Annotated in this window: 11 protein-coding genes; 3 read left to right on the top strand and 8 right to left on the bottom strand. The window is 65.3% G+C overall.

Annotation, left to right across the window (positions count from 1 at the left end; genetic code table 11):
• Positions 1–67 precede the first annotated feature (67 nt).
• Entirely contained in the window at positions 68–1,501 is a 1,434-nt protein-coding gene (locus Q376_RS0100990; RefSeq protein WP_027348712.1) for an NAD-dependent succinate-semialdehyde dehydrogenase, read from the top strand.
• Positions 1,502–1,733: 232 nt separating this feature from the next.
• Complete coding sequence (locus tag Q376_RS0100985) at positions 1,734–2,738, top strand: LacI family DNA-binding transcriptional regulator (RefSeq protein WP_027348711.1); 1,005 nt, start codon at positions 1,734–1,736, stop codon at positions 2,736–2,738.
• Between the two features lie 210 nt (positions 2,739–2,948).
• Here Q376_RS0100985 and Q376_RS0100980 read toward each other — a convergent pair whose 3' ends face one another.
• From Q376_RS0100980 to Q376_RS0100960, 5 genes are read right to left on the bottom strand one after another with little or no spacing between them, the layout of a single operon-like run.
• Positions 2,949–3,677: an SDR family oxidoreductase gene (locus tag Q376_RS0100980; RefSeq protein WP_027348710.1), complete on the bottom strand. Its 729-nt coding sequence runs from the start codon at positions 3,675–3,677 to the stop codon at positions 2,949–2,951.
• A complete protein-coding gene (locus Q376_RS0100975) occupies positions 3,674–4,786 on the bottom strand; it encodes a zinc-binding dehydrogenase (RefSeq protein WP_043445520.1) in 1,113 nt (370 codons plus the stop codon). The genes Q376_RS0100980 and Q376_RS0100975 overlap by 4 nt, the downstream gene beginning before the upstream one ends.
• Before the next feature lie 40 nt (positions 4,787–4,826).
• Complete coding sequence (locus tag Q376_RS0100970; protein WP_027348708.1) at positions 4,827–5,801, bottom strand: ABC transporter permease; 975 nt, start codon at positions 5,799–5,801, stop codon at positions 4,827–4,829.
• Entirely contained in the window at positions 5,798–7,306 is a 1,509-nt protein-coding gene (locus Q376_RS0100965) for a sugar ABC transporter ATP-binding protein (RefSeq protein ID WP_043445518.1), read from the bottom strand. The genes Q376_RS0100970 and Q376_RS0100965 overlap by 4 nt, the downstream gene beginning before the upstream one ends.
• A gap of 14 nt (positions 7,307–7,320) precedes the next feature.
• Positions 7,321–8,268: an ABC transporter substrate-binding protein gene (locus Q376_RS0100960; RefSeq protein ID WP_027348706.1), complete on the bottom strand. Its 948-nt coding sequence runs from the start codon at positions 8,266–8,268 to the stop codon at positions 7,321–7,323.
• A 562-nt stretch (positions 8,269–8,830) separates the two neighbouring features.
• Between Q376_RS0100960 and Q376_RS0100955 the strand changes: the two genes are divergently transcribed.
• The gene (locus Q376_RS0100955) at positions 8,831–10,423 is read left to right on the top strand and encodes an FGGY-family carbohydrate kinase (RefSeq protein ID WP_027348705.1); all 1,593 of its coding nucleotides are present in this window, start codon (positions 8,831–8,833) and stop codon (positions 10,421–10,423) included.
• 6 nt (positions 10,424–10,429) lie between these two features.
• Here Q376_RS0100955 and Q376_RS0100950 read toward each other — a convergent pair whose 3' ends face one another.
• From Q376_RS0100950 to Q376_RS0100940, 3 genes are all read right to left on the bottom strand, one after another.
• Positions 10,430–10,933 (bottom strand): YchJ family protein, encoded by a 504-nt coding sequence (locus Q376_RS0100950; RefSeq protein WP_027348704.1) that lies wholly within the window; start codon positions 10,931–10,933, stop codon positions 10,430–10,432.
• Between the two features lie 103 nt (positions 10,934–11,036).
• The gene (locus tag Q376_RS0100945) at positions 11,037–12,779 is read right to left on the bottom strand and encodes a Na+/H+ antiporter (protein ID WP_027348703.1); all 1,743 of its coding nucleotides are present in this window, start codon (positions 12,777–12,779) and stop codon (positions 11,037–11,039) included.
• A 159-nt stretch (positions 12,780–12,938) separates the two neighbouring features.
• On the bottom strand, positions 12,939–13,496 hold the full coding sequence (locus tag Q376_RS0100940; RefSeq protein ID WP_027348702.1) for a type 1 glutamine amidotransferase domain-containing protein: 558 nt from the start codon (positions 13,494–13,496) through the stop codon (positions 12,939–12,941).
• Between the last annotated feature and the right edge of the window lie 259 nt (positions 13,497–13,755).

The raw sequence follows: 13,755 nt of genomic DNA, 5'->3' as shown, positions 1-13,755 counted from the left end.
GATGGCCTCCATCTTGGAGAGATGAGTGCCGCTGTGGCAATGATCCCATCCCATTACTGGAGGTCTCATGTACCCCGATATTCAGCTGTTCATCGACGGCGAATGGCGTGACGCGCAAAGCGGCAAGACCATCGATGTGGTCGATCCCGCAAGCGAAGAGGTGATCGGACGCATCAGCCACGCCGAGCGCGGCGATCTCGATCTCGCGATCGAAGCGGCGAACAAAGGTTTCAAGGAGTGGCGCGACACCTCGGTAATGACCCGTTACCAGGTGATGCGCCGCGCGGCGCAGCTGCTGCGCGAGCGTGCCGACAAGATCGCCGCGGTCATGACCCTCGAGCAGGGCAAGCCGGTCGACCAGGCCAAGGGCGAAGTGCTCGCCGGTGCCGATGTGATCGATTGGTTCGCCGAAGAGGGGCGTCGCGCCTATGGCCAGGTGATCCCCTCGCGCGACCCCAACGTCCAGCAGTTGGCGGTCAAGCAGCCGGTCGGCCCTGTCGCGGCCTTCACCCCCTGGAACTTCCCGATCAACCAGGTGGTGCGCAAGCTCTCCGCCGCCCTGGCCGCCGGCTGCTCGATCATCGTCAAGGCACCGGAGGAGACCCCCGCCGCACCTGCCGAACTGATCCGCGCCTTCGCCGACGCGGGGGTTCCCGCCGGCGTGGTCAACCTGGTCTATGGTGTACCGGCCGAGATCTCCGAGTACCTGATCCCGCATCCGGCGATTCGCAAGATATCGTTCACCGGCTCCACCGCGATCGGCAAGCAGCTCGCCGCACTGGCGGGCAGCCACATGAAGCGAGTGACCATGGAGCTTGGCGGCCACGCGCCGGTGATCGTCTGCGCCGACGCCGACGTCGAACTCGCCGCCCGCGAGATGGCCACCGCCAAGTTCCGCAACTGCGGCCAGGTGTGCATCTCGCCGACCCGCTTCCTGGTCGAGGACGCGGTGTACGACACCTTCGTTGCACGCTTCCTCGAGGTGGTCGAAAAGCTCAAGGTCGGCCGCGGCGACGCCGAAGGGGTGACCGTCGGGCCGCTGGCCAACGAGCGGCGCATCCCGGCGCTCGAGTCGCTGATCCAGGACGCCCGCGAACACGGCGCCAAGCTGCTCGCCGGTGGCGAGCGGCTGCCGGGCAAGGGCTACTTCTTCGCACCCACCGTGCTTGGCGAGGTGCCGCTCACCGCACGGGTCATGAGCGAGGAACCGTTCGGACCGCTGGCGTTGATCAACCGGGTATCGAACCTGGATGAAGCGATCGAGGAGGCCAACCGCCTGCCCTACGGGCTCGCGGCCTATGCCTATACCCGCGGGTCGGCCAACGCGATGCGCCTTTCCCGCGAGGTCGAGACCGGGATGCTGACGATCAACCATGTCGGTCTGGCGCTACCCGAGCTGCCCTTCGGCGGGGTCAAGGATTCAGGCTACGGTTCCGAGGGCGGCAGCGAGGCGATCGACGCCTACCTCGTCACCAAGCTGGTCACCCACAAGGCGGTCTGAGCCAGAGGAATCCTCATCGGCGAGGGCGGTAAAGGGCGGTAAGAACGGGGTCGGTGCCTATGCGCCGGCCCCGTTTCGCTGAAGATCGAGTGAAAGGTGACTGATGAGTGCTGACATCCAGCAACCCGCCCGCATCCAGGAGGGATGACGCATATCGGCGTCGGTGAGATGCTTGATGGATTCGGCCGACGTTCTACGACCAAGATCAGATCGCGAGGAACTCCCAGCGCCTATGGCCAGACAGCGCAATGCCACTATCGCCGACATCGCCGAGCGGGTCGGGCTGACGTCGATCACCGTCTCCCGGGCGCTGTCCAAGCCTGAGCTGGTCAAGGCTTCGACCCGCGAGCGAATCCTCTCGGCCGCCCGCGAGCTCGGCTACGTACCCAACGCCTTTGCCCGCGGATTGAAGCAGAGCGACAGCCGGCTGATCGGGATCGTCGCTGCAAGCATCGACAACCCTTTCTACATCGAGATGATCAAGACCATCGGCAAGGAGGCCAAGCGACGCGGCTACGCGATCATGCTGTTCGACACCGATGGCGAGGAGCGGCTCGAGGCCACTGCGATCGAGACTTTGCTCAGCTATCGGGTCGCCGGCATCATCCTTTCGCCGGTCTCGGATGCCCTCGACTATCGCCCGGAGTATCTCGACGCGCTGGTCGCGAGCCAGGTCGCGGTGGTGCATCTGGACCGCGCCCTGGCGCGTACGCCGTTCGATGCGGTGGTGCTCGACAACCGGGAGGCGGGCTGGCGGGCCGGGCACTACCTGCTCGAGCGGCTCGCCGACGGTGATCTGCTGCTGGCGGTAGGGGGCCCTGCCCGGTCGCGGATCACTCTCGAGCGGCTGGCAGGGATCCGTCGGGCGATCGAGCAGAGCCGCCGCGAGATCGTGCTCGATGTGGTCGAGAGCGACTACACCCTCGAGCCCGCTCGCGAGGCGGTCGATGCCTATCTGGCCGGAGGGGCGAGGCCGCAGGCGGTGTTCTGCTTCAACCAGCTGATCACCTTCGGCGCACTGCAGGCGCTCAAGGCCTACGGTTATGCTCACGATGACCTGCCGCTGGTGTGCATCGACCGGCTGCCCTATCTCGACATCTTCGATCTGCGCGTCCCGAGCATCGTCCACGACGGCCGCCAGGCCGGGCTCGAAGCGCTGGCGCTGCTGTTCGAGCGGCTCGAATCGCCGCGTGCGCCGAGCCGCACGGTGACCGTCGTAGGCGAGCTGGTCGACTAAGAGCTCGCTGCAAAAACCGGTCCCTCGACAGGCGTCCGTGTTTGCCACGCCGGATTCCGAGCTTGGCGCGGGACGCCGCTCGGGATGAACGGTTGGGGGTTGGCGCTGAGGCCAGGTTCCCCGGTTCTTGTCTCTCGATGCGCTGCTTGCTTGAGATGCTCGGACCACGCTCGTTCAGGGCGCTCGCAAACGCCTCGAACCACGGCCTCGTCAACGGCAGGTATAGCCGCCGTCGATCGGAAGCCTGACGCCGCTGATCATGCTCGCCGCGTCGGAGAGCAGGAAGAGGATCGGCGCCGCCACCTCCTCGGGCCTGGCGAAGCGGCCCAGTGGGATCTGGGCCAGCATCGGCGCGGCCTTGGCCGGGTCGCTCCAGGCCTGCCGCGCCATCGGCGTCAGCGTCACCGTCGGGTTGACCGCGTTGACCCGGATGCCATGCGGGCCAAGCTCGATGCATAGCACCTGGGTGATTGCATCGAGTGCGCCTTTCGAGGCGCAGTAGCCGAGGTGCTCCGCCAGCCCGACCAGACTGCCCTGGCTCGAGACGTTGACGATGCTGCCTCCGATGCCGGCCTCACGCATCCCGCGCGCCACCGCGCGGGCGGCCACCGCCGACGCGCGGGCATTGGCAGCGAACAGCGCGTCGAGGTCCTCGGCGGCGAAGGAAAAGACACCGCCGAGCCGAGTGATACCGGCGCCGTTGACCAGGCCGTCGAAAGGCCCGAGCAAATCGATCTGTGCCTCAAGCCGCGCACTATCGGTGAGCTCCACCTGCCGCGCTGTGCAGCCGAGCGCGTCTAGCCGGTCGAGCGCGTCGCGATTTCTGCCCAGCGCGACGACCCGTGCGCCGGCCTCGAGCAGCGCCTCTACGGTGGCAAGGCCGATGCCGCTGGTTGCTCCGGTGACCAGGATGCGCCGTCCCACGAGGTCGATGTTCATGGCTCGAGCAGCACCTTGATCGACTCGGCCGCCGCGGCCATCTTGAAGCCCTGCTCGAACTCGGCCAGTGGCATGCGATGGGTGACGATTCCCTCGGTGGTCACCAGTCCCCTGGCGAGCAGGTCGATCGCCACTGGGAAGGTCGCCGGTGATAGATGGGCACCGCGCACGTCGAGCTCCTTGCGATCGCCGATGATCGACCAATCGACCGTGGTCGGCTTGCCGAACACGCTGAATTCTACGAAACGACCGAGCTTCCTGATCACGTCGAGCCCCTGGATCACCCCGCTCGGCGCGCCGGTCGCCTCGATGTAGACGTCGCAGCCGTAACCCTCGGTGAGTGCGCGGATCTCGCCGCCGACGTCGTCGCGCGAGGGGTTGAGCACCACATCGGCACCGTAGCTGCGGGCGAGTTCGAGCCGGGCGTCGAGCATATCGACCACGATCAGTTTCTTTGGCGTCTTGAGCCGCGCTACCTGCACCATGGCCAGCCCGATCGGCCCTGCGCCGGCGATCACCACGATGTCGTCGAGCTGGATATCTCCGCGGTTGACCGCGTGGATGCCGCAGGCCAGCGGCTCGATGAATGCCGCCTGCTCGAGGCTGAGCGAATCGGGAATGCGGTGCACCCGGGCGTTGGCCGGCACCTTGAGATATTCGGCCATGCCGCCCTCGGCGACGCCTTGCTGGAAACCGAGGATGTCGTGCACCTCGCACATCCAGTAGTGACCGTCGCGGCAGTAGCGGCATTTCTCACACGGCACGATCTGCTCGGCGATCGCGCGTTCGCCGAGGTCGAAGCCGAAATGCTCGAACGCGCCTTCGCCGAGCTCGACCACCTCGCCGAAGAACTCATGACCCGCCACTACTGGCGCCTTGACCCAGCTCGGCTGCTTGTCTCCATCGCCCCAGAACATCGCCGCACCGCTTTTGCATTTGACGTCGCTGGCGCAGATACCGCAGGCATTGATCCTCAGTATCATCTCCCGTGGGCCGGCCTTGGGACGCGCAATACGCTCCAGCCGATAGTCTTCGGGACCGTGGCAGACCACGGCCTCCATCTGTGTCGGGAGCTGTCCCGACGGCAGTGATGCGGTGTTCGAATTCATCTCGTGTCCTCATGATCGGATGGTGAAAGGGAAGGTAGGCTCAGCTCGCGCGCCCGCGCTGGATCAGAATCGCGAGCAGGATGATCGCGCCCTTGACCACGTCCTGGAGGTAGGGAGAGACGCCGAGCAGGTTGAGACCGTTGTTGAGGATCGCCAGCAGCATCGCGCCGACCAGGGTGCCGAGGATGACGCCTCGGCCGCCGCTGATCGCCGCACCGCCGAGTACCACCGCGGCGATCGCGTCGAGCTCGAAGCCGGTACCCGCGTTGGGCTGGCCGCTCATCAGTCGCGAGGCCAGCACCAGGCCGGCCAGCGCCGCGGTGAGACCGCTGATGGAGTAGACCATCAGCTTGTAGCGGGAGACCCGGATCCCGGTCAGCCGGGTCGCTTCCTCGTTGCCGCCGATCGCGTAGACGTAGCGACCGGCGGGGGTGTGGTGCAGCACCACCCAGGCGATGGCGTAGACCGCCAGCATGATCAGGATCGGCACCTGGATGCCGAGCAGGGTGGCGCGCCCGAAGAATGAAAAGCCGGCGGGCAGGCCAGAGATCGGATAGCCGCCGGTATAGATCAACGCCAGGCCTTTGCAGATCCCCATCGTCGCCAGCGTGACGATGATCGGCGGCATTCGAGCGAAGGCCACGCAGGCACCGTTGAACGCCCCGATCGCGAGCCCCAGGCCCAGGCCGCCGGCGATCGCCAGCCCAATCGGCAGCCCTATCACCATCAGCCCGGCCATTACCGTGCCGGTCAGCGCCATCACCGGGCCGACCGATAGGTCGATGCCACCGGTGAAGATCACGAAGCTCATCCCCACCGCGATGATGCCGATGATCGCACCCTGTCGGGCGACGTTGGTCAGGTTGGCGGTGGATAGGAAGTTGTCGTTGATCAGCGCCATCAGCGCGAACACGATGACGAAGCCAATCAATGGATAGAACACCGGCGAGCGCAACAGGCGTGTGAGCCGCGAGCGGCCGCGTCGGGGTGTGGAAGCGGTGTGGGTGGTAGTCATTGGGCGCCCCCTGTGGCGTGGGCCATGATGGTGGGTGCGTCGATCTCCTCACCTTCTAGCTCGGCGACGATGTGGCCCTTGCGAAACACCGCGACTCGATCGCTGAGGCCGATGATTTCGGGCAGTTCGGAGGAGATCAGCAGGATCGAGACACCGCGCTCGGTGAGCGCGCGAATCAAGGCGTATATCTCGGTCTTGGCGCCGATGTCGATGCCGCGGGTCGGCTCATCGAAGATCAGCACACGCATACCGCGCTCGACATCCTCGACCCGGCCGAGCCAGCGTGAGATCACCACCTTCTGCTGGTTGCCGCCGCTCAGCTCGCCGACCACGCTGTCGGCTCCGGGCGCTTTGACCCGCACCTGATCCATCAGCCGCTCGACCTCGGCGTGCTCACTGCCGCGATCGATCAGTACGCCTGCGTGGCGAAAACGGCCAAGCTGGTTGAGGGTGATGTTGTCGAGGCAGCTGAATGGCAGGATCAGCCCCTGCTGTTTGCGGCTCTCGGGCAGCAGGCCGATGCCGAGCGCCAGGGCGTCGGCAGGCGCGCGGATCTTCGCTTCCCTGCCGTCCACTCTCATCTGGCGGCTCGCCGGCAGCGCACCGATCAGCCTCAGCGCCAGTTCGCTGCGCCCTGAGCCGACCAAACCGGCGAAGCCGAGTATCTCGCCATGCCTGAGTCGTACCCGGTCGGTCTGGGCGCTTCCCGGCGCGGTTATCCCGGCTTCGAGCACCAGCGGTGCGTTGGCTGCGAGCGGTGGGCGCGGTGGGAACACGGTGTCGACCCGACGCCCGACCATCATCTCCACCAGAGTCGCGGCATCGCTCGCGGCGACCTCGCGGGTACCGATGTAGCCGCCGTCGCGCAGTACCGTGACCCGGTCGCAGATCTCGAAGATCTCCTCCATGTGGTGGGAGATGAAGATCATCCCCACGCCCTCTCGCTTGAGCGCGCGTACGATCGCGAACAGCCGCTCGACTTCGCTCGGGGTCAGTGGCGCGGTCGGTTCGTCGAGCACCAGCACCCGGGCGTCGAGCGACAGCGCCTTCATGATCTCGACGAATTGCTGGTCCGCCACGCTGAGCGCAGCGACCGGGGTATCGAGATCGAGCTCAATGCCGAGCCGCCCGACCAGCCGCTCGGCGTCTACGCGCATCCGCGAGCGCTGGATCAGGCCGAAGGCGTTACGCGGCTCGCGGCCGAGGAAGATGTTCTCGATCGCGGTGAGCCACGGCACCAAGCTGAACTCCTGGAACACGATGCCGACTCCGGCGGCGGAAGCTTCGCGGTAGTTGCGAAATTCCACCCGGGCGTCATCGAGGCGAACCTCTCCCGCGTCTGGGCGATGAATGCCGCAGAGGATCTTCATCAGCGTCGACTTGCCGGCTCCGTTCTCACCGAGCAGCGCCAGCACCTCTCCTGCCTCCAGCGTCAGGCTCACTTCGCTGAGGGCGGCAACGCCGTTGAACGATTTGCTGATGCCTTCGAGGCTGAGCAGCGACATGGCGAAATCCTCGTCTACCAGCTGAAGTCGGCAGCGTTGTCTCGGGTCACCAGCTCGATATCGATCGGTACTTCGGCGGCGACGGTTTCGCCGCGGTGCGCGGCCAGTGCCAGGTCGAAGGCCTGTTCGACCATCTGGCGTGGGTGCTGGGCGGCGATGGCGATCAATGGAGAGTCGGCCTCCTGCATCGCCTGCACCGCCTCGGGGTTGCCGTCGACGCTGGCAAGCTTGACCTCCAGCCCGCTGGCCTGGATCGCGGTCAAAGCGCCGAGCGAGCCGACGTCGTTGACGCTGAACATGCCGTTGAGGTCGGGATGCGACTGGAGGATGTTCTCGGTCACGGTCATTGCCTGGGTGCGATCCTGGCGACCGTTCTGCTTGGTCACGACCTGGATACCATCGAACTCACCCAAGGCCGCTTCGCAGCCTTCGACTCGTTGGAGGATCGGCACCACCGGGATGCCATCGAGGATCGCTACCTTGCCCTCACCGCCGAGCTGCTCGGCGAGGTAGTAGCAGGCCTGGTAGCCTGCATCACGGTTCTTCGAGCCGACGAAAGCGGTGATTGGACCTTCGGCCTGCGCATCGACCGCGATCACCGGCACGCCGGCCTCCTCGGCGGAGAGCACCGCCGACTGGATACCGACCGAATCGGTAGGGTTGAGTAGCAGGACGTCGATGCCACGCTGCAGCATGTCCTCGACATCGTTGATCTGCTTGGCCACGTCGTGGCGGGCGTCGGTGATCACCAGGGTGGTGCCGCTGGCCTGTGCCCTGGCTTCCAGCGCCCGCTGCATGGTGACGAAGTAGACGTTGTTGAGCTCCTGGAACGACATCCCGACGGTGACCGGGGTGTCCTGGGCCTGGGTTTGAACGCTCGCCAGCGCGGTGGCGCAGAAGACGCCGTAAGCGAGCATTCGGGCGAGACGGCCAGAGAGTTTGAGAGATGTGCGCTCGTGCATGCCGGTTCCTCTTTTTTCTCATCGTGTGCGAAAAGTCCGGTTACGAAGAGGGTTGGTCTATTGAATGTTCGGTGAATTGTGCTCGATAGCCTTGGGAGTAGGTGCTCGATGTGAGAACGTTTTCTCTGTACAAAGTGTGGTATTTCAAAAAAATGTTATCGTTGTCATTACATATTTAGTTCTTGCCAAAGCCCGCTGTCAATTGGATAAGGACCAAAGTATCAAACGATATTTATTATACTTTTGTTTCATGGGTCATGATTTTGATGATTTGCTTTTAGGATTTATGAGATCGAATGTCGGATCCGTTGATTCTGCTCATATGATTTGATTGATATTTTTATTTTCGAGAAATGACTGAGGTATTGAGGCGTCATTTGATTGGATGTCATCGGCTCTTTGCAGTCCGGATGGTTGCTGCCGATTGGAGCGATGGCCGGGAATACAGGCATGCTCCAAGCGGATCGGCTCGACGCAGCGCCGGCGGTTTGGCGATGATGATGGCGTGAGCCGGGGCGAAGCGATGCGGCTCGGATCGCGCTGATCACCAAGGGAGAGAGTGATGAAGCATTACATCGGTGTCGATGTTGGGTCCGGCAGCGTGCGGGCCGGGGTGTTCGACGCAAACGGGCGGTGTGTCGCCCACCAGAGCGCACCGATCAGCCGCTGGCGCCCGCGTCCCGGTTTCGTCGAGCAGTCCAGCGACGAGATCTGGCGTCAGTGCGTGGTGGCGGTGCGAGGGGCGGTCGAGCGCTCGGCGGTGGAGGTGGCGTCGATCCGTGCGATCGGCTTCGATGCGACCTGCTCTCTGGTCGCGGTCGATCGCGAGGGGCGCCCGGTCTCGATCTCGCCGGATGACGACGATCGGTGCAACGTGATCATGTGGATGGATCACCGTGCGGTGGATGAAGCGAGGGAGATCGCCGCCACCGGCCATCCTGCGCTCGACCATGTCGGTGGCGAGGTGAGTCCTGAGCTCGAGCTGCCGAAGCTTCTGTGGATGAAGCGCAACCGTCCGGATCAGTTCGCCCGCGCCGATTACTACCTCGATCTCGCCGACTATATGGTCTTCCACGCTACCGGCGTGGCCGAACTGAGTGCCTGCACGCTGGTATGCAAATGGCTCTATCTCGCCCACGAGGGGCGTTGGCCGAAGGATCTGCTCGACCAGATCGGGCTCGACGAGCTCTATCGCCAGCCTTATCTCGAACAGCGGGTGCTGCCGCTCGGCAGCCCCGCCGGGACACTCGCGCCCGCGGTCGCCGCCGAGCTCGGGCTTTCGCCGGCGACGGTAGTCGCCACAGGGATCATCGACGCCCACGCCGGCGCGCTGGGGATGCTCGGTGAGTCGCCGGAGGGGCGTCTTGCAATCATCGGCGGGACCTCCGCCTGCCATATCGCGCTGAGCGCCGAGCCGCGCTTCGTGCCTGGGGTATGGGGCCCCTACTTCGGTGCGGTACTACCGGACGCCTGGATCAACGAAGGAGGGCAGAGCGCAGTCGGGGCGCTGATCGATTACGTACTCGAGGAGAGCGCAACCTGGCCGGAACTCAGGGCCGAGGCCGAACGCCAAGGCGTGAGTCATTTCGATCTGCTCAACCAGAGGGTCGCGAGGCTCGAGGCCGAGGAGCGCTGGCCGACCCGGCACCTGCACCTGCTCGGGTACCATCACGGCAACCGCTCGCCCCGCGCCGATCCCAGCCTGCGCGGGATGCTTTCCGGACTGACCCTCGAGCAGGGCCTCGATGAGTTGGCGCGGCGCTACCTGGCCACGCTGCAGTCGATCGCCTACGGCACCCTGCATATCATCGAGGCGCTGGAGGCCCAGGGCCACGTGATCGAGCGATTGGCGATCTGCGGTGGCGCACTGAAGAATCCGCTGTGGCTGCGCGAACTGGCGGACGTCACTGGCCGGCCGATCGAGCTGCCCGGTGAGCCGGAGACGGTGATGCTCGGCGCGGCGATGCTCGCCGCCGCCGCTGCGGGAGACTTCCCCTCGCTGCGTGAGGCCGCGCGAGGCATGTTCAGCGCTGGCGGCACCATCGAACCGAGAGCCGAGACGCGCGGCTTCCACGCCGCCAAGTACCGCGTCTTCCACCAGCTCTACCTCGATCAGCTGCACTATCGCGAACTGATGGCAGAGTGCGACGGCTGACGGTGTTCAGCGCTGGGCGCAGCAGTGCTTGTACTTGCGCCCACTGCCGCAGAGGCAAGGGGCGTTGCGCCCTTGTTTGACCGCTCGCGCAGGATCGAATATCTCACCGTCGAGATAGCGCCAGCGCCCCTCTTCGCGCACGAAGCGCGAGCGCTCGTGCAGCGACTCCTCGACCGCTTTGGCACCGAGCGGCGCAGGGGGCGAGAAGGTGGCGCGAAACTCCACCGTCGCGCGCGCGCCTTGCTCGTCGACCGCCAGCACCTCGAGGCGCCGCCAGTCGAGCTCGCGTCGTGAGAGCGCAGCGGCATCGAGCCCGGCCTTGGCCGGCGCGTCGTCGTGCCAGGTAGCGAGCAGATAGTCGCCGAGCCCGCCGAGGGCGAAAGCCGCATAGCGCGAGCGCATCAGCGCCTCGGCGCTTTCGGCCTCGCGCTCACCCTGGTGCAGCGGTCTGCAGCAGGTGTCATAGACGAGGCCGCTGCCGCAGGGGCAGAAGGGAGAAGTGGTCGTCATGGATGCTCCTGCTGTCGATGCGCGCATGGTAGGCAGTTTCGTCGGCTGGTTCGAGCCGGCAGAGAGCGAAGTACGGGCCCCGCAGGGCCCATGCGAAGGTGCCTCAGTGGTGTCCACCACCGCTCTCTTCCTGACCCGCGATCAGCGCGGTCTCGCTGAGGTCGACCTCGCGCACCAGCTTGCGCAGCAGGTCGTCGTTGATCCGGTTACGGCTGCGTAGCCGGTAGTACTCGGCGCGCTCGGCCTGCAGCGCCTGCTGGAGCAGCTCGCGCCATACCTTGCGTTCGTACTCGGCACGCTTGCTGGCCGATTCGGTATCGTCGATCGTCACCCGTTCGCGATAGAGATTCATCAACTGGGTGCTCTGCTCGGCGTAGATCAGGATGCGATCGTCCTTTTCCATCGGCTCTGCAGGGCTGCCCGCATCAGCAGCGCCGTTGGTGTCGGAATGCTCGGCGGTCAGCGCTTCGACCCGGGCGTGGCGATACTCCTCGACGCGCCGGATCGCCGCTTCCGAAGCACGCTTGCGCGCCCTGGCTTCTTCCTCGTCGAGCCGGGTATCGGGCGGGAGGTCGAGGTCCTTGAGCAGCAGCGGCAGGCCGATGCTGCCGCTGAGCAGGGTGAGCAGGATCACGCCGGTAGCGATGAAGACCAGCAGCTCGCGCCCAGGGAAGGGAGTGCCATCGAGCATCGTCTGGGGAAAGGAGAGGGCGGCGGCGAGCGTGATGGTGCCACGAATGCCGGAGATGGTGGTGACGAGCATCAGTCGTGCGGGGAACGGCTGGACCTTGCGCTGGCGGATCCTGGCCGCCAGCCGCGAGGTCCAAAGTGCGCCGAACACCCAGATGAAACGCAGCACCATCAGCGCCGTGGTGATGATGAAGACGTAGGCGCACAGGCGTAGCAGCTCGAACTGGCTGCCGTCGTGAATCGAGTGGCTGAAGGCGCCGCCGATGATGTCGGGGAGCTGGAAGCCCAGCAGCAGGAACACCAGCGAGTTGAGCACGAACTCGATGATTTCCCACATGCTGCGGGTCTTGAGCCGGGTCTGGATCTGATCCTGGCGCTTGAGGTCGGTGTAGTTGACCACGAGCCCCGCCGCCACCGCGGCGAGGATGCCCGACATACCGAAGTGTTCGGCGAGGAAGTAGACCGCGAACGGCATCAGCAGCTGCAAAAGCACGATCTGGGTCGCCGATTGCTCGCCGCCGTGCCGGTCGATCAGCCGGGTGCGGACCACGCTGAACAGCCAAGCGCAGGCGCCACCCAACAGCAGGCCGCCAAAGGCGATGAAGAGGAAACTGGTCGATACCTCGCTGAGCGAGAATGCGCCGGTCAAGGCCGCCGCCACCGCGAACTTGAACGCCACCAGTCCCGAGGCGTCGTTCATCAGCGACTCGCCCTCGAGCACGCGCATGAGCTTGGGCGGCACGGGCAGCCGTCCCGAGATCGCCGAGACCGCGACCGCGTCGGTGGGCGAAAGCACGGCGGCGAGGGCGAAGGCGATCGGCAGCGAGATCACCGGCAGCATCCAGTGGATCAAGTAGCCGACCCCGAGCACAGTGAACAGCACCAGTCCGAAGGCGAGGGCGAGAATCGGTCCGCGCAGCGCCATCAACTCACGCTGGGGGAAGCGCCGGGCATCCGAGTAGAGCAGTGGGGCGATGAAGAGCAGCAGAAACAGTTCTGGCTCGAGGCTGACGTGGATGCCTTCGGCCGGCCAGGCCAGCGCGGCGCCGAAGGCAACCTGCACCAGCGGGGTGGGCAGCGAGGGGAGAAAGCGAGCCGCGACCCCGGTGGCCGAGGCGACGAACAGCAGGATGAGAACGAGAGAAACGGTTTCCATTACTTAGCGGACGTCGAATCTTGTGCGAGGGAGAGGGCCGTGACCGGACGTGGTAACGGGCACCATTAAACAGCGATTAAGCTTATCACGCGAGAGGAGGATATCGACCAAAGCGCCCCCCGATGCAATCGAGAGGGCGCGGTACGCTGGAGAGCGGGCTCAGGCATGCTGCTTGCGATGCCGGCCCTCGTGGATTTCCTCGATGGTCTTGGCGTTGAACGCGGGCAGGTCCTTGGGCGTGCGGCTGGTGACCAGCGCGTTCTCGCACACGACTTCACTGTCTTCCCACAGCGCGCCCGCATTCTTCAGATCCTGTGCGACAGAGGCGACCGAGGTCATCTGGCGGCCGTCGACCACACCTGCGCTGATCAGCGTCCAGGGGGCATGGCAGATCGCCGATACCGGCTTGCCGGCCTCGAAGAACGCCCGCACGAAGGTGAGCGCCTCTTCGTTGGTGCGCAAACTGTCCGGGTTGATCACTCCGCCGGGTAGCACCAGCGCGTCGTACTCCTCGGGCCTCGCCTCGCCGAGGGTGCGATCGACCGGATAGTCGCCGCCCCAGTCGGTCTCGGCCCAGGCCCGGATGGTGCCGCTCTTCGGTGCTACCACCTCGACCTGGAAGCCCTCGTCTTCGAGCGCCTTCTTCGGCGAGGTCAGCTCGACCTCCTCGAAGCCATCGGTGGCCAATATTGCGACACGTACGTTTTCATCACTCATCACAACCACTCCTTAGTTGTTGCCGTTCGGCGTTGACGATCGACCTCCGTCAGGACGCGCGCTCCCGGCGCGTCCTTGGCTTCTCAGCGTAGGAGCATATCCGTTAGGACGCGAACACCGACCGGCGAGTCTGTCCAGACCCGATCACGTTCTCGATGCAACGATGCAAAGCTCGCGAGCGCAGGGTCGAAATGCGCACCCGGGCGTGTAGACTCGGGGCGGACGCGGTCCCGGGGATCGCGCGCGAAGGCGTGGTGTA

Source organism: Halotalea alkalilenta DSM 17697, assembly GCF_000621205.1.
Classification (GTDB): Bacteria; Pseudomonadota; Gammaproteobacteria; order Pseudomonadales; family Halomonadaceae; genus Halotalea; species Halotalea alkalilenta.
This window is presented reverse-complemented; position numbering and strand designations above follow the sequence as displayed.